This is a genomic window from Salipiger marinus (assembly GCF_900100085.1).
Lineage (GTDB): Bacteria > Pseudomonadota > Alphaproteobacteria > Rhodobacterales > Rhodobacteraceae > Salipiger > Salipiger marinus.
The window spans coordinates 1-20,255 of sequence record NZ_FNEJ01000024.1 but is presented as its reverse complement, the minus strand read 5'-3'; the positions used below and the strand labels follow the sequence as shown (position 1 = coordinate 20,255).

Sequence of the window (20,255 nt, the reverse complement as noted above, 5' to 3'; positions counted from 1 at the left end):
GGCAGTGAACGACCGCGCCCCGCCCCTGCCCGGTCAGGCCATCACGCAGGCCTCGTCAAAGCCCAGCCTCGGCAGCCGGTCGAACAGCTTTTCGGGGTCGCCATAGCCGAGATTGATCAGGAAATTGGCCTTCCACGTCGTGCCCGCCAGAAACTCCGACTCCAGCATCTCGACATCGAAGCCCGACATCGGCCCGCAGTCGAGCCCCAGCGCCCGCGCGGCAAGGATCAGATAGCCGCCCTGCAGCGTGCTGTTGCGGAACGCGGTTTCCGCCACCTTCTCCGGCGATCCGGTGAACCATGACCGCGCATCGGCATGGGGGAACAGCGCGGGCAGCTTTTCGTAAAACTCCATGTCCTGACAGACGATGACCGTGACCGGCGCCGCCATGGTCTTGGCCAGATTGCCCTTGGACAGCGCGGGCGCCAGCCGCGCCTTGCCCTCGGGGGTGCGCACGAAGATCAGCCTTGCGGGCGAACAGTTGGCAGAGGTCGGGCCCATCTTCACCAGATCGTAAAGCCGGTGCAGCAGATCCTCGGGCACGGGGCGGTCCTGCCAGCCGTTATGGGTGCGCGCTGCGGTGAACAGCGCGGCCAGTGCCGCATCCGGCACGGCGGTGCCGCTGGGGTGGTCCGTCATGGTCTTGTCCTTCCTTCGGGGTCAGGCGGGGTCGGTTCCCCTGTGTAGATCGGACCGGCGCGCGGTTTCCAGATGCTGCGCCAGATCGGCGATCAGATCCTCGGCGCCGCGCTGCCCCATGATCTGCACCGACAGCGGCCCGTCAGCGGTCTGCGCCACCGGCAGGGTCAGCACCGGCAGTCCCAGAAGCGAGGCCGGACGGGTAAGCCCGGTCATCCCGGCGATCATCGTCGCGATCTCCGCGCCCTTGGCCCCGGCAAGCGCCGCCGCCTGCGGCGCCACATCGGCCAGTCCGGGCAGGATCACCAGATCGGCGGCAGCAAAGATCTCCGCCTTGGCGCGGGTGATGGCGATCTGGCGGATCTGGCGGGCGCGCAGATAGGCCTGCGCCGGAATGCCCGCCGCCTGACAGAGCCGCGCGCGCACCTCGGGGCCGTAGCTGTCGGGCGCGGCGCGCAGCCGGTCGGCATGCACCGTCGCCGCCTCGGAAATGGCGATGACATTGGCGGGCTCCGCCAGATGCGCGAGCCAGCCCATGTCCAGCACCACCACCTCGTGCCCCTGCGCCCGCAGCTGCTGGCGCAGGTCGGCCAGCGCCGCGCGCATCCGCGCCGACACGCCCTCGGTCAGGCTGCTGTCGTCAAAGGCCAGCCGCAGCCTGCCTGGCGGCTGTGACGTGGCGCGGGTGCGGCCCGCGCTCAGCACCGACAGCACCCGCCGCGCGCAGTCCACCGATGCCGCAAGCGGCCCCACCACATCCTGCGTCCAGCTCAGCGGCATCGCCCCGGCCCGCGGCACCAGCCCCGGCGAGGGCTTGAACCCCACCACCCCGGTGCAGGCGGCGGGAATGCGGATCGACCCGCCGGTATCCGACCCCAGCGCGGCGGGCACCAGCCCCATGGCCACCGCCACGCCCGACCCGGAGGAAGAGCCGCCCGGCACGCCCCCCGGCACCGCCGGATTGACCGGCATGCCGTGGTGATGGTTCTGCCCGGTGGGGCCCATGGCGAATTCCGACATCTGCAGCCGCCCGAAATCCACCGCCCCCGCCGCATCAAGCCGCGCCAGCACCTCGGCGGTGCGCTCCGCCCGGCGCTGCGCGTCGGGATGGGCGCCAAAGCCCACCACGGAACCGGCCCGGTCGAACATGTCCTTATGCGCCAGCGGCACGCCGCAAAGCGGGCCCGCAGCCCCCTCCTGCCGGGCGCGGTCGGCGGCGCGGGCCTGATCGAAGGCACGGTCCCATTCCAGCCGCGCGACCGGAGCCTGCGCCCCCGCCGCCGCGACCCGGGCCTGCACCTCTTCCAGCAGCGCGACGGCGGTGGTCTCTGCCCGCTCCAGACGGGACAGGATCGCGGCGATGGTCATGCCCCGCCCTCCCCGCCAAAGGGATCGGTGCTGGCAAGCGCCGCCTGCGGCCCCCCGGCCAGCAGCGGATTGGCAAAGATGCCGCGCTCCACCCGGGCGCGCTGGTCCCGCGCGATGGCGCGCTCCTCCTCGGTGGGCGCCCGTCCCAGCAGCGCCGCGATTTCTTGGTCCATGACAGGGCTCCTGTGACGGGCCGCCCCGCATGGCGGCCTCCGGCGCAGGCTTGCCGAAGCGGCGGGGGGCGGCCAGCCCCGCACCGCCAGAACCGCGCGGCAGACCGGAACTGCCGCCTGACTGCTCAGCCTGCCGCCCCGATGCCAAGGATTTAGACAGCCGCATGGCCGCCGCCATGGCGACAATCACGGTCCGGGCGCGATGCCCTCTGGACGACACCCGGCCCACCCTGCATTCATGGGGCAGAACAGATCCAGCCGCAGCCCCGCGGCGTATCCCTGACGGCGGCCCCCGGGCATGACCCTCTCGCGGCGCCGGGGCACCGCCCGGCCCCCGGATGCACAGGGACCGAAGGAAAGGACAAGCTCATGACCCCCAATGACTTCAAATCCGGAATGCGCCGCCTTGCGGCGGGCGTGTCGCTGGTGACCGTGGCCACCGCAGAGGGACGGCACGGGCTGATCGCCACGGCGGTGACCTCGCTCAGCGCCGAACCGCCCAGCCTGCTGATCTGCGTCAACGCCTCCGCCTCGATCCACGAACATCTGCGCGGCGCGCCCGCCTTCTGCATCAACGTGCTGTCGCGCAGCCAGCAGGCGGTGGCGGAACGCTTCGCCCAGCCCCGCGACCGGCACACCCGCTTCGAGCTTGGCGACTGGACCGAACTGGAAACCGGCGCCCCCGCCCTGCGCGGCGCACAGGTCAGCTTTGACTGCCGCCCGGCCCAGACCGTCAGCTTCGGCACCCATACCATCTTCATCGGCGAGGTGGTGGCGGTCACCGACTGGTCCAGCCCCGCCGATCCGCTGCTCTATCACGAAGGCCGGTTTCAGGCGCTGCCGCGCTCCGAACCCGCCTGAGCCCCCACGCAACCGCCGGGACGGGGCGCCGCAGGACGCGCGCCGCGTCCTGCGCGGCGGGGCGGGCCTCGATGGCCCGGCCCGCCGCCCTCCCCCGCAGCGCTCAGCGCGGCGTGAACCGGTCCAGCGGGATCTTCAGATAGCGGCGCCCATCCGTCTCCGGCTCGGGCAGCCGCCCGCCGCGGATGTTCACCTGCAGCGCCGCCAGCATCAGCTTCGGCAGTGGCAGCGTGGCGTCCCGCGCGTCGCGCACCCGCCGGTAGTCCGCCTCCGAAGGCGCATCCTTCAGATGGATGTTCCGCGCCTTGTGCTCGGCCACCGTCGCCATGCAGGCCGCCTCGCGCCCCTCGGGCGCATAGTCATGCCCCACATAAAGCCGCGTCTGGTCGGGCAGCGCCAAAATCCTCTGCAGGCTCCGATACAGCGCCGCCGAACTGCCGCCGGGAAAATCCGCCCGGCTGGTGCCGCTGTCGGGCATCATCAGCGTGTCATGCACAAAGGCCGCGTCCCCCGCCACATAGCTGACAGAGGCCAGCGTATGGCCGGGGCAGAACAGCACCCGCACCGGGATCTCGCCCACATGAAACACCTCGTCATCCGCCAGCAGGATGTCCCATTGCGAGCCATCCACCGGTAGGTCGGGCAGATGATAGATCTCCTGCCAGAGCTTCTGCACCTCCACCACCTTTTCGCCGATGGCGCGCGGCGCCCCCAGCTTTTCCGACAGCCAGACCGCGGCAGAGAAATGGTCGGCATGGGGATGCGTGTCGAGGATATGGGTGATCTCCAGCCCCGCCTCCTGCACATGGTCCAGAATGGCCTGCGCGTTGCCGGTGCCGGTGGCGCCGGACAGGATGTCGAAATCCAGCACCGGGTCGACAATGGCCCCCTTGCGCGTCACGGGGTCGTGAAAGACGTATTGCCAGCTTCCGGTCGGCTGGTCCCAGAATGCCTTAACCTCGGGATGGGCGGTCATCTTGTCCTCCTTGTCATGGAAAAGGGGCCGCGCTGCAGCCCCTTTCCACGCCTCACATGCGTAAATCACTATATATGTGCCGCAGGCGGAATGTCACCCCCCGCGGCAGCGATCACGCCTCTTTTGCCGCAGCCTGCGCGCGCAGCCGCTTGCGGCCAAAGAGCTTCTGCACCACCACGAAGAACAGCGGCACGAAGACCACGCCCAGCACGGTGCCGGTGATGGTCCCGCCCAGCACCGCCGAGCCCACGGCAGTCCGGCCCCCGGCGCCCGCCCCTGCGGAGAGCACCAGCGGCACCACCCCCAGCGAGAAAGCCAGCGAGGTCATGATGATCGGGCGGAAGCGCTGCCGCGCCGCCTCTCTCACCGCCACCAGCAGATCCTCGCCCGCCTCGAACCGTTCGCGGGCAAATTCCACGATGAGGATGGCGTTCTTGCCGGTCAGGCCGATCACGGTCAGCAGACCCACCTGGAAGAACACGCCGTTTTCGAAGCCGAACCAGTAGGCCGCGCCCATGGTGCCCAGCACGCCGATCGGCATGGCCAGCATCACCGACAGTGGGATGATCCAGCTTTCATAAAGCGCGGCAAGGCACAGGAAGATCGCCGCCAGCGACAGCGCATAAAGCAGCGGCGCCTGCCCGCCGGAATCGCGTTCCTCCAGCGAGAGGCCGGTCCATGCGATGGAATAGCCCGGCGGCAGTTCGCCCACCAGCCGCTCCATCTCGGCCATCGCCTCGCCGGTCGTCACGCCCGCCGCGGGCGAGCCCTGAATCTGCATCGACGGCACGCCGTTATAGCGGCTCAGACCCTGCGGCCCGTAGGTCCAGCTTTCCTGCGTGAAGTTGGCGAAGGGCACGAGATCGCCCGTGGCATTGCGCACCCGCCATTTCTGCAGATCCGACGGCGTGGCGCGGCTGTCCGGTTCGCCCTGCACATAGACCCGCTTGATGCGCCCGTTGTCGTTGAAATCGTTCACATAGGATCCGGCCCATGCGACCGACAGCAGATTGCCCACATCGGTGGGGGTCACCCCCACCGCGCCCGCCGCGCGCCAGTCGATGTCCAGATTGAACTGCGCGGCATCTTCCAGACCCGAAGGCCGGGCAGAGCTGATCAGCTCGCTCTGTGCCGCCATGCCCAGAAGCTGGTTGCGGGCGTCCAGCAGCTGCTCATGCGTCTGGCCCCCCTGCGCCTGCAGGTAGAAGTCGAAGCCGGACACGTTGCCCAGTTCGATCACTGCGGGCGGCACGATGGGGAACACCATGGCGTCGCGGATCTGGCTGAAGGCGCCAAAGGCCCGGCCCGCCACCGCCTGCACGCTTTGATCGGGGTTGGTGCGCTCTTCCCAGTCTTTCATCCGCACGAAGGCCAGACCCATGTTCTGCCCCTGCCCGGCGAAAGAGAAGCCGACCACGCCGAACACCGATTCCACATTCGCGGCCTCGTTCTGCAGGAAATGCTGCTCCACCTGTTCGACGACTTCCTGCGTACGTTCGGCGGTGGCGCCGGTGGGCGCCTGAATCAGCGTCATCAGGATGCCCTGATCCTCGTTCGGCAGAAAGCCCGAGGGGGTGTTGTTGAACAGGAACACCATGCCGTAGCCAAGCGCCAGATAGACCACCATCATGCGCAGCGGGCGCTTGATGACCGCGCCCACGGTCCCGGCATAGCCGCCGGTCAGCTTGTCAAAACCGGTGTTGAACCAGCCCACCGGGCCGCGCCGGGTCTGATGCCCGTGCTTGGGCTTCAGCAGCGTCGCGCACAGGGCTGGCGTCAGGGTCAGCGCCACGACCACCGACAGGCCCATGGCCGATACGATGGTGATGGAGAACTGCCGGTAGATGACCCCGGTGGAGCCGCCGAAGAACGCCATCGGCACGAACACCGCCGACAGCACCAGCGCGATGCCCACCAGCGCGCCGGTGATCTGGCCCATGGATTTGCGCGTGGCCTCGCGCGGGGACAGGCCCTCTTCCTCCATGATGCGTTCGACGTTTTCCACCACCACGATGGCGTCATCGACCAGCAGGCCGATGGCCAGAACCATGGCAAGCATGGTCAGCGTGTTGATGGTGAACCCGGCGAGGCCCAGAATGGCGAAGGTGCCAAGGATGACCACCGGGACCGCCAGCGTGGGAATGATCGTCGCCCGCAGGTTCTGCAGGAACAGCAGCATCACGAAGAACACCAGAATGATGGCCTCGATCAGCGTTTTCTGCACCTCGTGGATCGAGATCTCGATGAAGGGCGTGGTGTCATAGGGAATGACGTAGCTGACGCCTTCGGGGAAGAATTCGGCATATTCCGCCAGACGTTCCTTCACCCGCTCCGCCGTTTCCAGCGCGTTGGCGCCAGAGGCCAGCTGCAGCGCCAGACCGGAGGAGGGATTGCCGTTGAACCGCGCGATGGTCGCGTAGTTTTCGGCCCCGACTTCCACCCGCGCCACATCCTGCAGCAGCACCAGACCGCCATCGGTTTCCGACCGCAGCACGATGTTTTCAAAGTCTTCCGGGGTGGTCAGCAGCGACTGCGCGGTGATCGTGGCATTGAGCTGCTGTCCCGCCGGAGCGGGCAGCGTGCCGAAGGCCCCCGCCGAGATCTGCGCGTTCTGCGCCGAGACCGCGTTCACCACATCCGAGGGCGTCATCTCGAAGGCGGCAAGCTTGGACGGATCAAGCCAGATGCGCATGGCGTATTGCGCGCCAAACACCTGCGCGCCGCCCACGCCCTCGATGCGGCTGAATTCGTCCACAAGGTTGGAGTTCAGGTAATCCGACAGGTCAGCCTGATCCAGCCGCCCGTCTTCGGAGATCAGCGCGATCACCATCATGAAGGACGAGGAGGCCTTTTCCACCGTCACGCCCTGCCGCTGCACCGCTTCGGGCAGCAGCGCCGTGGCCTGTGACAGCTTGTTCTGCACCTGCACCTGCGCCACGTCGGGATCGGTGCCGGATTCGAAGGTCAGCGTGATGGAGGCCGTCCCCGCCGAGGTCGAGGACGAGGACATGTAGCGCATCCCGTCAAGCCCGGTCATCTGCTGTTCGATGATCTGGGTGACGGTATTGGCCACGGTTTCCGCCGAGGCGCCGGGATACTGGGCGCTGACCCGCACCGAAGGCGGCGCGATCTGCGGATATTGCGCGATCGGCAGGGTCAGCAAGGACAATACCCCGACCCCCATCAGCAGAATGGAGATCACCCAGGCAAAGACCGGGCGGTCAATAAAGAAACGTGCCATGGTTCAAGTCCTTGCGGGTAAAATCATTCGGTGGCGGCAGTGGCGGTTTCCGCCTCTGCCGCGCGTTCTTCGGGCGTGACGGTCATCCCGGCAGACACTTTCTGGAAACCCGCCACGATCACGCGGTCGCCTGCGGCCAGACCTTCGGTCACCACCCAGTCGCTGCCCTGATCGCGCTGCACGGTCAGTTCGCGCGATTCCACGGTGTTTTCCGCCGTCACGACCATGGACAGCGGGCGGCCACGGCGGTCGCGCATCACGCCTTCCTGCGGCACCAGCACGGCATCCTGCACGGTGCCCTGCGGCAGTTCCACCTGCACATACATGCCGGGCAGCAGGAATTCATCGGGATTGGGGAATTCCAGCCGCAGCACGACCACGCCGGTCTGTTCGTTCACATGCGGTTCGGCAGCGGCAAGGCGGCCGGTATGTTCATAGGCCACGCCATCGGCCAGACGCAGCGTCACGATGCTGCCTTCCTCGGCGGCCACGGCCTGCCCCGACCGGCGCCAGCGCAGCAGTTCCGCCGCCGACTGCGTCACGTCCACATTCACGGTCTCGATGGCGCGGATGGTGGTCAGCGGCGTCGCCTGACCGGAGGTGACCAGCGCCCCCTGCGTCGCCTGGCTTAGCCCGGCCACACCCGACAGCGGCGCGCGGATGGTGGTGCGGTCCAGATCGATCTCTGCCGCCAGCACATTGGCCTCGGCCACCTTCACGGCGGCGGCGGCGACATCGCGCGTGGCCAGAGCATCGTCCAGCGTCTGCTGGCTAGTGACAGAGCGCTGACGCAGCTCTTCCTGACGGGTGGCCTCGCGTTCGGCAGAGGCCAGCTGCGCCTGCGCCTGTGCCAGCGCGGCATCGGCGGCGGCTTTCGCCGCCTCGTAAGTGGCCGGATCGATGCGGTAAAGCGGATCGCCCTGCTGCACCGGTTTGCCCTCTTCGAACAGCCGTTCGACCACGATCCCGTTCACCTGCGGACGCACCTCCGCCACGGCGGAGGCGGCGACGCGGCCCGGCAGCGTGCTGGTCAGCGTGACATCGGAGGCTTCAAGCGTCACGACGGTGACGGCGGGCGGCGGGGCCTCTCCTCCCTGCTGGGCAAAGGCCGGTGCGGCAAAGGCGAAGCACAGGACGGCCAGCAGCCGCGGCAGGGTCGGAACGGGGCGGTTCGGCATGGAATGGCTCCGGAAACAGAGGAATGTGCATCTTGCATATCTATTGAGAGTCGCGATAAGGAAACCTAGAAGTTTTGTAAAGCGCCGTCGTGCCGCAGGTGCGAAATTTCCCGTCCGGCACGGACAGAAGGAGACACATGGCCGATTGCCCGCCCCCGAACGAGCCGCTGGCCGATCCCAAGTCAGAGACGCGCCGCCGTGGCCGTCCGGTGCAGATGGATCAGGAAACGCGCGAGGCCGTCGTGCTGAACGCCGCCGCCGAACTTCTGGCCTCGCACGGGCTGGCGGAGGCGAGCGTCGCCGCCATCGCCCGCAAGGCGGGGATGTCGAAACGCACCATCTACCAGATGTTCGACAGCCGGGAGGCGCTGCTGGGGGCCTGTCTGGCCCGCATCGGCCAGAGCCTGTTCCGGCCGCTGAGCGAAGAACACCGCACCAGCCCGCTGGAGGACCGGCTGCGCGTGCTGCTGACCTTCAGCGAGGATCACTGCCTGACCGATGCGCCGCTGGAACTGCTGCGCGCGGTGATCACCGAGGCGCCGACCTACCCGCAGCTGGCGCGCGGCATCCTTGACACCGGGCATTGCGCGCTGGCCCGGTTCATCAGCGCAGAGCTGCGCGCGGGCGTGGCCACGGGCGAACTCGACCTGCCCGTTGACCAGTGCGACGAGGCGGCGGAGATGCTGATGGACATGGCCTTTGGATCCATCCTTGAAAAGCTGCTGGATCCCGCCAGCCTGCCGCATTGCGCCGAAACAAAAGCGGCCCGGCGGGACCGGGCCATTGCACTGTTCCTGTCGGGGGCGCGGCCGCGCTAGGCCGCCGCGTCCCGCGTGTCAGGTCATTCGATTGCGATGTCGACGCGCTGGCTTTCGCCGTCCGATCCGGGGATGCGCAGGAAGAACCGCCCGGGCTTGATCGCCACGAATTCGATCTCCATCACGCCTGCCTCGTCGAATTCGAGGCTTTCAAGGCCGAAGGGGCGGATTTCCAGCCCGTTCACCACCACCTCGTTGACCCAGATGGCGCGAAAGAAGCCGGGCCCCTCCAGCGCCAGTTCGCCGGTGCCGTCCGCCTCGATCTCCAGCTCGTAGACCATGCCGGATTTCAGCGTGATCGGCCCTTCGGCCAGCGGCTTGCCGACGCTCAGCGTGATGCCCGGCATCTCGCCCTTGTTCGAGCTGGACAGGATGCCCGCAAAGCCGAACTCATGCGCCTGCGCGGCGCCCCCCAATGCCAGCGTCGCGGCCAGCGCCCATGTGGTCAGTGTCTTCATGTCTGTCTTTCCTCCCTTGGACAGTTGATGCGCGGGATGTGACCTGCCCTCGGCTGGCGGCTGATCCCGCGCGGATGGTTCCCGGTTCAGTTCGGCGTGACGGCCACGCCCCACGGCATCTGGCCCACCTGAATCGACTGCAGCGGCTTTTCGGCGGCCACGTCGATCACGGTCACGTCGTTGGAATTGCCGTTGGTGGTGATCAGGTATTTCTCGTCCGGCGTGAACGCCATCTGCCAGACGCGCTGGCCCACGATGATGTAATCCAGCACCTCAAGGCTTTCGCCGTCGATCACCGCCACGCGGTTGGCCGGCCCCAGCGCCACGAAGACGCGGCTGCCGTCCTGCGTGACCTTCACCCCCACCGGCTGCAGCCATTCCGGCAGCACGCCCGGCACCTCGAAGGTCAGTTTCTGGTTCATCGTCGGCGTGCCATCCTCGGCGATGTCGATCACGCTGACCGTGCCGCCGATTTCGGAACTGACGTAAAGCCGGGTGCCGTCGCTGGTATAGGTGGCATAGCGCGGGCGCTGGTCCACCAGCACGTTGTGCTTGATGTCGTAATCCGCAGTGGAAATGAAATGCGCCATGTTCGTGGTCTCGGACGTGTTGACCACAAAATCGGCGCGCGGGCTGACCGCCATGCCTTCGGGTTCCACCCCCACCGGCACCTCGGCCAGAACCGTGTGGGTTTCGGTATCGACCACGGTGACAAGGTTGTCATCCTCGTTGGCGATATAAAGCGGGTTGCCCGACGGATGCAGCACGAACAGTTCCGGATCGGGCCCGGAGGGCAGCGTATAAAGCTCCTCATAGGTTTCGGTGTCGAAGACCCGCACAAGGTCATCGTCAGACGCGCAGACATACAGCAGCTTGCCATCGGGGCTGATGGTGATGCCGCGCGGGCGGTTGCCGCCGTGGAATTCGGTCAGCACCGACCAGTCGGCGGTGTCGATCACCGAAATGGTGTTGCCCTTCTCGTTGGACACGAACACCTTGTTGGCGAATGCAGGGCCGCTCAGGGCCAGAACCGCGCAGGCGGTGGTGGTCAGCAGTCGGATCATTTCTCTCTCCCGGTCAAAAAGATCAGTCAAAGGCAGTGCAGGCGGTCTCGGGCTGGTCACGCCCCATCGTGTCCAGCGGCGAGGTCTGGTGCAGGAACCCGTCCTGCGGCGAGACGCTGACGGTGATGCGCCCGTCAAACAGCAGGATCGGCTGGCGCAGCTGGCCGTTCCACGGGCGGAAGGTCACCTTCTGGCCCTTGAAGGCCGCCAGTTCGAACGCATCCCCCAGCGCATAGGCGCGCAGGGTGGCAATGTCGTCAGAGGCGGCGCGGGTCACCGTCTCGCCCACCACGCGCAGGGCCAGCCACGCCTGATAATCCTCTTCGCGCACATACCGCCCGGTCAGCTTTTCGAACCGGGTCTGGAACTGCGTGGCGCCCCATGCCTCGTGCGAGGCGTGAAAGCTGACCGGACGCAGCCCCGCAGAGCCCATGACGGGACGCGGCGACCACAGATGGAACGGCAGATAGGGCGCAAACACGTCCGACGCGTCGGCGGCCACCACCACGTCATGCTCCTCTGCCTCCTGCATGAACACCGGCAGGCGCTGCTGCACCAGCACATGCCCGCTGTCGGACCGGCGCGATCCGCCGGTATCCTCGAACTCGCGCTCTTCCGCCACGGTCAGGCCGAACTTGCGTGCGGCCTGACGATAGGCCTCGGCCACGTCCTGATCCGCCGGGTTGGACCCGTGGACAAGGAACCAGCGTTTCCAGCCCTTCCAGACCGAAAACTGCGCCACGGCATCGGCCAGCATCGCCTGCGAGGGCGCCACATGCAGCAGGTTGGCCCGGCACTGGTCCTCCCGCAGCGATTCCGCGGGGCTGCCCGCATTGATCACCAGCGCGTCCGGTCCGGCACGATCGGCAAGGCGCAGGGTGTCTTCGGCATTGGCAAGGATCACGAAGATCCGGATGCCCTCGGCGGCAAGGCGGTCCAGCGCCGCCTCCGCCTCTTCCGGGGGCACGGCGACCGTCTCGTTCGCGAAGGTATGCCCCAGAAACTGTCCGGTGGTGGCGTTGTCTTCCACCGCCAGCATTGCGCCGGCAAAGCCCATATCCTCCGGCTTCAGATCGAAGCGGGAAATGGGCGCAAGTTGCGGATAATCGACCCGGATGACCGCGCTGCGGATATCAAGGGCCGATGCCGCGCCAGCGGCCAAAAGGACAAAAAGCCCCGCCGCCAGCATCCTCAGGATGCGTTCCACACTTTCCTCCCTTGTCCACCCTCGGTTGGCGGACATGCCGACAGGGTGCCAGACACCGGGGCAAAGTCAGAACACAGACTTAAGGCTGCATTGCCGCAACCGGCGCCGGGCGCGAGCATGAATGCATGAAACGCCCCCTTGCCCTTCTGCTGCTGATGCTGACCGCCCTGCCTGCGGCGGCACAGGACATGCTGAGCCCGGGCACCAAGGTCGCCTTTCTGGGCCTGACCTTTCTCGACACCTCCACCGAGGGTGCGTATTTCGGCGAAAATTCCGCAGAAACCACGCGAATTCAGCTGCTTGAGGATCTGGTGACCGACCGGTTCACCGCCGAGGGCATCACCCTTCTGGATCTGACCGCCGAGGCGGAGCGGCTGGAAGGCACGGTCAATCCCGCCAAATGTTATGGCTGCGACACCCGCATGGGCACGCGGCTTGGCGCCGATTTCGTGCTGGTGGGAGAGGTGCAGAAGGTGTCGAACCTGATCCTGTCCATGAACCTGCAGCTGCGCGACGTGGAGACCGGCGAGACGGTGATGGGGCGGGTGGTCGACATCCGGTCCAACACCGATGACAGCTGGACGCGCGGCATGCGCTACATCCTGAAAACCGCGTTCTTCAAGGAGGAGGAAGAATGAAAAGACGACTGCTGCTGATCGCGGGGGCGGCCTTGCTTGTGCCGGGCATGGCGCTGGCCCACGGCCCCACGCGGCAGAAAACCACCCTGACCACCGAGGTTGCGGCAGAACCTGCCGCCGTCTGGGAGGTCATCGGCAATTTCCAGGACATGAGCTGGCATCCCGCCGTGGCCGCCACCGAAGGCGAGGGCGGCAACGAGATCGATGCCACCCGCGTGCTGCGCCTTGGCGCGGCGGATGGCCCCACGATTTCCGAGGTGCTTTATAAATACGATGCCGCCAAGATGACCTATTCCTACCGCATCACCGATGTGGCGGTGGAGGTGCTGCCGGTCACCAACTATTCCGCGCATCTGACGGTCAAGCCGCGCGAGGGCGGCGGATCGGTGGTGGAATGGCGCGGCGCCTTCTATCGCGGCTATCCCAACAATGACCCGCCGCCCGAACTGAACGACGAGGCGGCGATTGCCGCAGTCGATGCGGTGTATCAGGCCGGACTTGACGCGCTGGTCACGCGCTTTGGCGCGCCCTGACCTTGCCCTGATGCTGTGCCTTGCCCTTGCGGCGCCTGCCGCAGGGGACATCGCCTATGTCACCAACCAGAACGGATCCACGCTGAGCCTTGTGGATCTGCAAACCGCGTCGCAGGTGCGGCAGACGGCTCTGCCCGGGGAGCCTGCGGGCATCGCCGTGGTGCCGGGGGCAGTCTATACCGTCTCCGCCGGGACCAAGACGGTGCGGCGGCTTGATCCCGACACGCTGGCCGTGAGGGCCGAGACCGTGCTGGACGGCGGCCCGATCGGAATCGCGGTGGATGCGGCGCGGGGCCGGGTCTTTGTCTCTGACTGGTATGAGGCGCGGATCCGCGTGCTGGACGCGCAGACGCTGGCCCCCCTGACGGATCTTGCCACGGGGGCGGCCCCCGCCGGGCTGGATCTGTCCCCGGACGGGCGCTGGCTGGCCTCCGCCGACCGGGATGCCGACGCGGTGTCGGTCTTTGATGCGCAGACGCTGGCGCTGCGGCACCGCGCAGGCGTCGGCACGCGGCCCTTCGGGCTGCGCTTCGCCCCGGACGGGCGGCTTTTTGTGGGCAATGTCGGCAGCAATGATGTCAGCGTGCTGGATGCGGATACGGGCGATCTGCTGGCCACGGTGCCGGTGGGCGACCGCCCCTATGGCGTGGCCTTTGCCCAAGGCGCCGCCTTTGTCAGCAATCAATACGCGGGCACGGTCAGCGTGCTGGATCTGGCCACGCTGGACCAGCGGGCCGTGCTGACGGTGGGCGACTATCCCGAAGGCATCGACACCAGTGCCGATGGCAGCTTGGTGATCGTCGCCAACTGGTTCGACAATACGCTGAGCGTGATCGACGCCGCCACGCTGGACGTCGTGCACGAGATCGAGGTGGGCGACGGTCCCCGTGCTTTTGGCCGTTTCATCCTGTCCGGAGGTTCCCCATGAAACGCTTCTGTCTTGCCGTGGCGCTGCTGGCCGCCGGTCCGGTGATGGCCGAGGATCCGGTCTGGCCCGGCATCGCCGCGCAGCTTTACGGTGACCGCCCGCTGCGCGACGGCGCCTCCGTCATCGCCATCGACGCACCCTATCGCAGCGCCAATGATGCCCGTACCCAGATCGCGGCGCAGGTCGTGGCGCCCGATGGGCTGCAGATCGGGCAGATCGCGCTGGTGCTGGACAACAATCCCATGCCGGTTTCAGCGGTGCTGGCGCTGGCCGAGCCGCAGGCGCGGGTGTTTGTCGATGTCACGCTGCGCGTCAACGGGCCGACGCCGCTGCATGTGGTGGCCGAAACCAGCGACGGCCAGCTTTGGGTGGCGGAAAGCTTTGTCAAAACTTCGGGGCTGGGGGCCTGTTCGGCGCCGCCGGGCACCGATCCCGAGCTTGCGCTGGCCACGCTGGGCCAGATCGAGATCAGCGCGGGCGGACCTCTGCCCGGCGATGCCACGGCCCGGCTAAGCGCCCTGACCTCTGGCGCGGCGGCGCAGAAACGGCTGGATGTGGCGCTGTCGCATCCCAGCCATTCCGGCATGCAGATGGATCAGGTGACGCTGCTGTTCACGCCCATGCGCTATGTCGAGCAGGTGCAGATCGATCTGGACGGCGCGCCTTATGCAACGGTGACGGGCAGCATCTCGCTTTCGGAAAATCCGGCGGTAAGCCTGTCGGTGCCCCGCGCCACGCGGCAGGTGGCGGTGACGATGCAGGACACCGACGGCACGGTGAGCCGCGCGCAGAAGGATCTGACCGAGTTCTGAGAGGGGTTTCGCTGCCTGCGGCAGCGACCGCCGGGGGGCTTCGCCCCCCGGACCCCCCATCCCGGACCCCCGATGATGTCGCGGCGGGATCAGGGCAGGTAGGGGGACACGATTTCGGTGGGATAGTCGTAGAAGCTCCAGCCGTCGGTGCCTTCGGGCAGCCAGAGCACCTCGGTATAGCCAAGGTCGAGCGCGCGTTTTGCGGCGTTCCAGCTCATCCAGCATTCCTCTAGGCAGAAGATCAGCACCGGGCGGGCGGGATCGCCCGCCGTGGCATGGGCGAGCCCTGCGCGGAAATAGTCCAGCGTGACATCGGCAAGCGCGCCATAGCCGACATTGGGCAGCCAGAGCGCCCCGGGAATGCTGCGCCGGGGCGGTTCGTTCCAGATGGTGCCTTCGGGAAGGTTGTCGGGTTTGGGCGCGCGCGGCAGCACGTCAATGAAGGCGGCAGTCCCGGCCTGCCAGAGGCTGTGCGCCTCTTCCGGGCTGACGACCTTGGCCCCCGCCAGCGTGGCGGGGACCGGGGCGCGATAGGCATCCATCCGGTAGCCGGAAGGTTCGGGCGGGCCAGCGGCGGCCAGCCCGGGCAGCGCCAGAAGAACAAGCATCGCCCCCCTGACCGCCGCCCGCCGGATCACTGGCCGATCTCTTTCATCTGCGTGCCCATATCGGCCACCAGCGGCACCCCCGCCTCGGTCAGGATGGCGTCGATCTCGTCCTGATGGCGCCGGATCAGCGAGTTCAGCTCGCGCTGCCAGACCTTTTCCCCCTGCCGCACCCCCATGGTGATGCGGAAGAACAGACGCGGCGCCGCCGTTTCGTTCAGCAGCGGAATCACCGTCAGTCCGGGATGCTCCTGCTTGACCAGCGGCCCGCCGATCGGCCCCCAGAGCACGGCGGCATCGATCTCTCCGGCCTCCAGATCGGCGAGCATCTGCTGCGCCGGGCTTTCGTGACGGCGGTCGACCACCAGATTATAGGCCCGGGCCTTGCCGATCAGACCGTTGCGCGCCATGTGGGTGGCGGGCGGAGAGCCCGCGATGATCCCGAGCCGCTGTCCTTTCAACGCCGGATCGGCGAGGGACGTGACCCCGGCCAGCGGACCCTCCTTCGGCACGATCAGCGTGTAGACCGAGGTCATGTAATGGTTGGTGTTCAGCACCAGTTCCTCGCCCTGCGCGTAGCCGATCACTACGTCGCAGCGGTTGGCGCGGAGCGTGTTGCGCACGAAGCCTGTGGCCATGGGATACCATGTATAGGCCACGGGCAGGTCAAGCTTTGCCGCAAAAAGTTCGGCAAGGCGGTTTTCAAAGCCGGTGCCCTCTTGCGTTGACATGGGCGCATTGGCGGGATCGGCGCAGACCCGGAAAGCGTGTGTGGAGACGAGATCCGAGGTCTGCGCCGTGGCGGGCACCGCCCGGGAGAGAGCCAGTGCCGCCAGGACCGCGAGGGCGGCGAGCCTGCGCTTATGTGCCGAGGCAGGCATTCTCCGCCTCACGGATAGCATCGGATTTATCCTCTTTCTTCGCAGGGCGTCCGCGGGCAATCGCCTCGGACCCGTGCGCCTTGAGGTAGACATAGATGTCGTCGAGGTAGCACATGACGTTGGGATTATCGCCGAAGGACGGCATCACCGAATTTTCAGACGACGAGATCCGCTTGCGCCCGTTGGTCACCACATCGACGAAATCATAGTAATCCATGTCGATGGCGGAGTTTTTCAGCGCGGGCGCATAGGTGGAGCCTTCGCCTTCGGGGCCGTGGCAGACATGGCATTCGGCGTGGTAACGCCGGAACCCGGAATAGGTCAGCCAGTCCACGGTGCCGTCTTCCTGAATGTTGAAGGTGGGCACGTCGTCTTCGGTGTAGTAGCGGCCGTCTTCGTCATAGGCGGCGACCAGATTGGGATCGTCCGCCGCCTTGGTCTCGGCCGTGACCACGGACCCGGCAAGCAGGGTCAGGGTGGCGGCAAGTGCAAGGCCGGAAATGCCGTTTCGCATCATCATGGGTGTCCTCGGATGTCTGGAAGGGGGCCGGCACGACCGGCCCCCGGGAGTCTGCGCGGATCAGTCCGGCAGTGCGAAGACGGTCAGCTGGCCACCGAGGTTGGTGTAGTCGCTGAGCGCCGCATAGCCGCCCACCGCGCCGAGGCCGTCATTGGGGTTGGTCAGACCCGCCGCCAGACCGATGCCGGCCCAGCCGCCGACACCCGACAGGATGCCGATATACTGCTTCTCCTCATGGGTGTAGGTCATCACGTTGCCGATGATGCCCGAGGGGGTCTTGAAGCGGTAAAGCTCCTCGCCGGTTTCTGCCGACACGGCCTTCAGATAGCCTTCAAGCGTGCCGTAGAAGACGACGTCGCCCGCGGTGGCCAGAGCGCCCGACCAGACCGAGAACTGCTCGGGGATCGACCACTTGATTTCGCCGGAGATGTTGTCCCATGCGATGAAGTTGCCCATGCCGCCATGGCTTTCCGGAGCCGGATACATCGACAGCGTGGCGCCCACATAGGGCTGGCCTGCGGTGTAGCTGACGCGGAATGGTTCGTAATCCATGCAGACGTGGTTGGTCGGCACGTAGAACATTTCGGTCTTGGGCGAATAGGCCGCCGGCTGCTGGTCCTTGGTGCCAAGCGCCGCCGGGCAGATGCCGGTGGAGTTGACGTCCTCGCCATTCTGCGCGGTGGAATATTCCGCCACCACGGCAGGACGGCCATAGGTTTCAGAGGCCGGATCCATGTCGACACCGGTGGTCCAGTTCACCACGGGGTCGAATTTCTCGGCGACCAGCAGTTCGCCGGTCACGCGGTCCATCGTATAGGCCAGACCGTTCCGGTCGAAATGGGTGAGAAGCTTGCGCATCTCGCCATCCATCTCCTGATCGGTCAGGATCATCTCGTTGATGCCGTCATAGTCCCATTCGTCATGGGGCGTCATCTGATAGACCCACTTGGCCATGCCGTCATCGGGGTCACGCGCCATGATGGTCATGGACCAGCGGTTGTCGCCGGGGCGCTGCGCGGGGTTCCATGTGGAGGGGTTGCCGGTGCCGTAATAGATCAGATCGGCCTCGGGATCGTAGGAATACCAGCCCCAGGTGGTGCCGCCCCCGATCATCCACTGGTCACCTTCCCAGGTGTTGGTGCCCGAATCCGCGCCCACGGGTTTGCCCAGATGGGTGGTCTTTTCCGGATCCATCAGGATGTCGCTGTCCGGACCCATGGACCATGCGCGCCATTCCTGCTCGCCGGTTTCCATGTTGTAGGCGGTCACATGGCCGCGCACGCCGAATTCGCCGCCAGAGATGCCGACGATGATCTTGTCCTTCACCGGCAGCACGGTGGCAGTGTTGGTTTCACCCTTGGCGGGGTCACCGTTCACCGCTTCCCACAGCACCTCGCCGGATTCGGCATCCAGCGCCACGACCTTGGTATCGGCCTGATGCAGGAAGATCTTGCCATTGGCATAGGCCACGCCGCGGTTCACCGTGTCGCAGCACATCACCGGAATCACGTCGGTGTCCTGCTTGGGCTCGTATTTCCACTTGATCCGGCCGTCATCGGACAGATCCAGCGCGTAGACGATGTTCGGGAAGGGCGTGTGCAGATACATGGTATCGCCCACGACCAGCGGCGAACCCTCGTGGCCGCGCAGCACCCCGGTGGAGAACGTCCAGGCCACCTGCAGGTCGCCCACGTTTTCCGCCGTGATCTGGTCCAGTTCCGAATAGCGCTGGTTTGCATAATCGCCGGTCTGGATCGCCCACTGGTTGGGATCGTCCATCAGCGTCATCAGATCCTCGTTTGCGCTGGCCATGCCGGCCGAGATCAGCGCGATGCCCGAGGTGAAAGCCAAAAGCTTCTTCATTTCCTTCTCCCTTGTTGCCTTGTCCGTTGCCGAACCCGGCTCTGGCAGAATGTCTCCGTACGCCTGCCAGCGCCGATTTTATCGCGTGCCCGGAACTGTCTCCGTCCTCCGTCCGGTCACGCGGTCTGCAGACTTCAGGACCCCTGTCCCCCTTCTGCATCGAACTGCGCGAGATACGCGATCACGTCCGCACGCTCGTCTTCCTTGCGCAGACCGGCAAAGGACATCTTGGTGCCCTTCACGTAGTCGCGCGGTTTTTCAAGAAATGCCGCAAGGCTTTCCGGCGTCCAGACCAGACCTTCCCCGGCCTTGGCCACCAGCGCGTCGGAATATTCGAATTCCGCAACGGCGGCGGCCTCGCGGCCGATGATGCCGTTCAGCTCCGGTCCGACCTTGTTCGCAGCATCCGCGCCAACGGCATGGCAGGCCATGCATTTCCGGAACACCTTCTCGCCCTTGGCGGCGTCGCCGGTGATGTCGGCATCCTGCGCCAGCGCCGCCACGGCGGGCAGCGCGAAAAGGCAGGCGGTGGCGATCGTTCTCAGGATCATGGGCTTCCTTTCCCTTCCGTTCGTCAAGTCAGTCGCGCAGCATGCCAGGCGACATGATCGCCCGCAAAGCTGTTCACGAAGAAATAGCTGTGATCGTAACCGGGCTGCAGCCGCAGGATCCCGGGCTGGCGGCGGCGGGCCATGGTCGCGGCCAGAGCCTCGGGGCGCAGCAGGTCAAGAAACTGGTCCGATGCCCCCTGATCGATCAGCAGCTCGTCCTTCCAGCCATGTTCTTCGAGCAGGATGGTCGAATCATGCGCGTGCCACGCGGTTTCGTCGTCGCCCAGATAGGCCGACAGCTGTTTGCGCCCCCAGTCGGACTGGGTCGGATTGGCGATGGGGGCAAAGGCCGACAGGCTGTCGAACAGGTCGGCATTGCGCAGCGCCAGCGTCATCGCCCCGTGACCGCCCATGGAATGGCCGGTGATGCCGTGCCGGTCCGTCACCGGCAGATGGTCCAGCACCAGCGCGCGCAGTTCCGACAGGATGTAGTCATACATGCGGAAATGCGGCTTCCACGGGTCGCGGGTGGCGTTGACATAGAACCCCGCCCCCTGCCCCAGATCATAGGCATCGTCATCCGCGACCCCCTCCCCGCGCGGAGAGGTGTCGGGAAAGATCACCGCCAGCCCGTGGCGCGCGGCATGTTCCTGCAGCCCGCCCTTGGTCATGGCGTTTTCATGGGTGCAGGTCAGCCCCGACAGATACCACAGCACCGGCACAGGCCTGTCTTCCGCCTGTGGCGGCAGATAGGCGCCAAAGGTCATCTCGCAGCCGCAGGTATTGGACGGGTGACGGAAGACCTGCTGCCGTCCGCCGAAGCTGCGATTTTCCGAGACGATGTCCATGGCTCAGAATTCCACCACGGCGCGGATGGATTTGCCTTCGTGCATCAGGTCGAAGCCGTGGTTGATCTCCTCCAGCTTGAGTTTGTGGGTGAT

The 20,255-nt window shown here is 66.5% G+C and carries 21 protein-coding genes; 6 read left to right on the top strand and 15 right to left on the bottom strand.

Annotation, left to right across the window (positions count from 1 at the left end):
* Positions 1-33: 33 nt before the first annotated feature.
* The 3 genes from BLR51_RS21275 to BLR51_RS27830 are packed head-to-tail and all read right to left on the bottom strand — an operon-like array spanning position 34 to position 2,180.
* Complete coding sequence (locus BLR51_RS21275; RefSeq protein ID WP_089850772.1) at positions 34-639, bottom strand: malonic semialdehyde reductase; 606 nt, start codon at positions 637-639, stop codon at positions 34-36.
* A 21-nt stretch (positions 640-660) separates the two neighbouring features.
* A complete protein-coding gene (locus BLR51_RS21270) occupies positions 661-2,007 on the bottom strand; it encodes an amidase (protein ID WP_165616894.1) in 1,347 nt (448 codons plus the stop codon).
* Positions 2,004-2,180 carry a hypothetical protein gene (locus tag BLR51_RS27830; protein ID WP_165616893.1) on the bottom strand — a complete coding sequence of 59 codons (177 nt, stop codon included), beginning with the start codon at positions 2,178-2,180 and terminating at the stop codon, positions 2,004-2,006. The genes BLR51_RS21270 and BLR51_RS27830 overlap by 4 nt, the downstream gene beginning before the upstream one ends.
* 369 nt (positions 2,181-2,549) lie before the next feature.
* On the opposite strand from BLR51_RS27830, the gene BLR51_RS21265 reads away from it, so the two are divergent.
* Positions 2,550-3,041 carry a flavin reductase family protein gene (locus BLR51_RS21265; RefSeq protein WP_089850768.1) on the top strand — a complete coding sequence of 164 codons (492 nt, stop codon included), beginning with the start codon at positions 2,550-2,552 and terminating at the stop codon, positions 3,039-3,041.
* 103 nt (positions 3,042-3,144) lie between these two features.
* On the opposite strand, the gene BLR51_RS21260 is transcribed toward BLR51_RS21265, so the two are convergent.
* The 3 genes from BLR51_RS21260 to BLR51_RS21250 form a co-directional block, all read right to left on the bottom strand.
* Positions 3,145-4,017, bottom strand: a complete 873-nt coding sequence (locus BLR51_RS21260) for an MBL fold metallo-hydrolase (protein WP_089850766.1) — start codon at positions 4,015-4,017, stop codon at positions 3,145-3,147.
* 112 nt (positions 4,018-4,129) lie between these two features.
* A complete protein-coding gene (locus BLR51_RS21255) occupies positions 4,130-7,258 on the bottom strand; it encodes an efflux RND transporter permease subunit (RefSeq protein WP_089850762.1) in 3,129 nt (1,042 codons plus the stop codon).
* 23 nt (positions 7,259-7,281) lie between these two features.
* Positions 7,282-8,436 carry an efflux RND transporter periplasmic adaptor subunit gene (locus BLR51_RS21250; protein WP_089850760.1) on the bottom strand — a complete coding sequence of 385 codons (1,155 nt, stop codon included), beginning with the start codon at positions 8,434-8,436 and terminating at the stop codon, positions 7,282-7,284.
* 137 nt (positions 8,437-8,573) lie between these two features.
* Between BLR51_RS21250 and BLR51_RS21245 the strand changes: the two genes are divergently transcribed.
* Positions 8,574-9,254: a TetR/AcrR family transcriptional regulator gene (locus BLR51_RS21245; RefSeq protein WP_230797682.1), complete on the top strand. Its 681-nt coding sequence runs from the start codon at positions 8,574-8,576 to the stop codon at positions 9,252-9,254.
* Positions 9,255-9,277: 23 nt separating this feature from the next.
* Here BLR51_RS21245 and BLR51_RS21240 read toward each other — a convergent pair whose 3' ends face one another.
* The 3 genes from BLR51_RS21240 to pedA1 form a co-directional block, all read right to left on the bottom strand.
* A complete protein-coding gene (locus BLR51_RS21240) occupies positions 9,278-9,712 on the bottom strand; it encodes a cupredoxin domain-containing protein (RefSeq protein WP_089850759.1) in 435 nt (144 codons plus the stop codon).
* Positions 9,713-9,798: 86 nt separating this feature from the next.
* Positions 9,799-10,776, bottom strand: coding sequence for a YVTN family beta-propeller repeat protein (locus BLR51_RS21235; RefSeq protein ID WP_089850757.1), 978 nt, complete (start codon positions 10,774-10,776; stop codon positions 9,799-9,801).
* Between the two features lie 22 nt (positions 10,777-10,798).
* Positions 10,799-11,983: a lanthanide ABC transporter ABC transporter substrate-binding protein PedA1 gene (gene pedA1, locus BLR51_RS21230; protein ID WP_375342695.1), complete on the bottom strand. Its 1,185-nt coding sequence runs from the start codon at positions 11,981-11,983 to the stop codon at positions 10,799-10,801.
* Positions 11,984-12,108: 125 nt separating this feature from the next.
* Between pedA1 and BLR51_RS21225 the strand changes: the two genes are divergently transcribed.
* Genes BLR51_RS21225 through BLR51_RS21210 form a run of 4 tightly spaced genes read left to right on the top strand, consistent with a single transcriptional unit; the run spans position 12,109 to position 14,894 of the window.
* Entirely contained in the window at positions 12,109-12,621 is a 513-nt protein-coding gene (locus BLR51_RS21225) for a DUF3280 domain-containing protein (RefSeq protein ID WP_089850754.1), read from the top strand.
* Positions 12,618-13,154: an SRPBCC family protein gene (locus tag BLR51_RS21220; protein ID WP_089850752.1), complete on the top strand. Its 537-nt coding sequence runs from the start codon at positions 12,618-12,620 to the stop codon at positions 13,152-13,154. Before BLR51_RS21225 ends, BLR51_RS21220 begins: the two co-directional genes overlap by 4 nt.
* On the top strand, positions 13,141-14,082 hold the full coding sequence (locus BLR51_RS21215; protein ID WP_242656802.1) for a YncE family protein: 942 nt from the start codon (positions 13,141-13,143) through the stop codon (positions 14,080-14,082). The genes BLR51_RS21220 and BLR51_RS21215 overlap by 14 nt, the downstream gene beginning before the upstream one ends.
* On the top strand, positions 14,079-14,894 hold the full coding sequence (locus tag BLR51_RS21210; protein ID WP_089850747.1) for a quinoprotein dehydrogenase-associated SoxYZ-like carrier: 816 nt from the start codon (positions 14,079-14,081) through the stop codon (positions 14,892-14,894). The genes BLR51_RS21215 and BLR51_RS21210 overlap by 4 nt, the downstream gene beginning before the upstream one ends.
* A gap of 89 nt (positions 14,895-14,983) precedes the next feature.
* Here BLR51_RS21210 and BLR51_RS21205 read toward each other — a convergent pair whose 3' ends face one another.
* The 6 genes from BLR51_RS21205 to fghA all read right to left on the bottom strand — a co-directional run bounded on the left by BLR51_RS21205 (position 14,984) and on the right by fghA (position 20,162).
* Positions 14,984-15,502 (bottom strand): PQQ-dependent catabolism-associated CXXCW motif protein, encoded by a 519-nt coding sequence (locus BLR51_RS21205; protein WP_089850891.1) that lies wholly within the window; start codon positions 15,500-15,502, stop codon positions 14,984-14,986.
* A 26-nt stretch (positions 15,503-15,528) separates the two neighbouring features.
* A complete protein-coding gene (locus BLR51_RS21200) occupies positions 15,529-16,380 on the bottom strand; it encodes a substrate-binding domain-containing protein (RefSeq protein WP_089850745.1) in 852 nt (283 codons plus the stop codon).
* Positions 16,361-16,900, bottom strand: coding sequence for a c-type cytochrome, methanol metabolism-related (locus BLR51_RS21195; protein WP_375342694.1), 540 nt, complete (start codon positions 16,898-16,900; stop codon positions 16,361-16,363). The genes BLR51_RS21200 and BLR51_RS21195 overlap by 20 nt, the downstream gene beginning before the upstream one ends.
* Positions 16,901-16,960: 60 nt before the next feature.
* Positions 16,961-18,763 (bottom strand): methanol/ethanol family PQQ-dependent dehydrogenase, encoded by a 1,803-nt coding sequence (locus tag BLR51_RS21190; RefSeq protein ID WP_089850743.1) that lies wholly within the window; start codon positions 18,761-18,763, stop codon positions 16,961-16,963.
* Between the two features lie 134 nt (positions 18,764-18,897).
* On the bottom strand, positions 18,898-19,314 hold the full coding sequence (locus tag BLR51_RS21185) for a c-type cytochrome (protein WP_089850742.1): 417 nt from the start codon (positions 19,312-19,314) through the stop codon (positions 18,898-18,900).
* Positions 19,315-19,337: 23 nt separating this feature from the next.
* Positions 19,338-20,162 carry an S-formylglutathione hydrolase gene (gene fghA / locus BLR51_RS21180; protein ID WP_089850740.1) on the bottom strand — a complete coding sequence of 275 codons (825 nt, stop codon included), beginning with the start codon at positions 20,160-20,162 and terminating at the stop codon, positions 19,338-19,340.
* Positions 20,163-20,255: the final 93 nt, after the last annotated feature.

Coding starts and splice junctions, on each gene's coding strand:
- BLR51_RS21275 (WP_089850772.1), bottom strand. CDS start 639: ATGACGGACCACCCCAGCGGCACCGCCGTGCCGGATGCGGCACTGGCC.
- BLR51_RS21270 (WP_165616894.1), bottom strand. CDS start 2,007: ATGACCATCGCCGCGATCCTGTCCCGTCTGGAGCGGGCAGAGACCACC.
- BLR51_RS27830 (WP_165616893.1), bottom strand. CDS start 2,180: ATGGACCAAGAAATCGCGGCGCTGCTGGGACGGGCGCCCACCGAGGAG.
- BLR51_RS21265 (WP_089850768.1), top strand. CDS start 2,550: ATGACCCCCAATGACTTCAAATCCGGAATGCGCCGCCTTGCGGCGGGC.
- BLR51_RS21260 (WP_089850766.1), bottom strand. CDS start 4,017: ATGACCGCCCATCCCGAGGTTAAGGCATTCTGGGACCAGCCGACCGGA.
- BLR51_RS21255 (WP_089850762.1), bottom strand. CDS start 7,258: ATGGCACGTTTCTTTATTGACCGCCCGGTCTTTGCCTGGGTGATCTCC.
- BLR51_RS21250 (WP_089850760.1), bottom strand. CDS start 8,436: ATGCCGAACCGCCCCGTTCCGACCCTGCCGCGGCTGCTGGCCGTCCTG.
- BLR51_RS21245 (WP_230797682.1), top strand. CDS start 8,574: ATGGCCGATTGCCCGCCCCCGAACGAGCCGCTGGCCGATCCCAAGTCA.
- BLR51_RS21240 (WP_089850759.1), bottom strand. CDS start 9,712: ATGAAGACACTGACCACATGGGCGCTGGCCGCGACGCTGGCATTGGGG.
- BLR51_RS21235 (WP_089850757.1), bottom strand. CDS start 10,776: ATGATCCGACTGCTGACCACCACCGCCTGCGCGGTTCTGGCCCTGAGC.
- BLR51_RS21225 (WP_089850754.1), top strand. CDS start 12,109: ATGAAACGCCCCCTTGCCCTTCTGCTGCTGATGCTGACCGCCCTGCCT.
- BLR51_RS21220 (WP_089850752.1), top strand. CDS start 12,618: ATGAAAAGACGACTGCTGCTGATCGCGGGGGCGGCCTTGCTTGTGCCG.
- BLR51_RS21210 (WP_089850747.1), top strand. CDS start 14,079: ATGAAACGCTTCTGTCTTGCCGTGGCGCTGCTGGCCGCCGGTCCGGTG.
- BLR51_RS21205 (WP_089850891.1), bottom strand. CDS start 15,502: ATGCTTGTTCTTCTGGCGCTGCCCGGGCTGGCCGCCGCTGGCCCGCCC.
- BLR51_RS21200 (WP_089850745.1), bottom strand. CDS start 16,380: ATGCCTGCCTCGGCACATAAGCGCAGGCTCGCCGCCCTCGCGGTCCTG.
- BLR51_RS21195 (WP_375342694.1), bottom strand. CDS start 16,900: ATGATGATGCGAAACGGCATTTCCGGCCTTGCACTTGCCGCCACCCTG.
- BLR51_RS21190 (WP_089850743.1), bottom strand. CDS start 18,763: ATGAAGAAGCTTTTGGCTTTCACCTCGGGCATCGCGCTGATCTCGGCC.
- BLR51_RS21185 (WP_089850742.1), bottom strand. CDS start 19,314: ATGATCCTGAGAACGATCGCCACCGCCTGCCTTTTCGCGCTGCCCGCC.
- fghA (WP_089850740.1), bottom strand. CDS start 20,162: ATGGACATCGTCTCGGAAAATCGCAGCTTCGGCGGACGGCAGCAGGTC.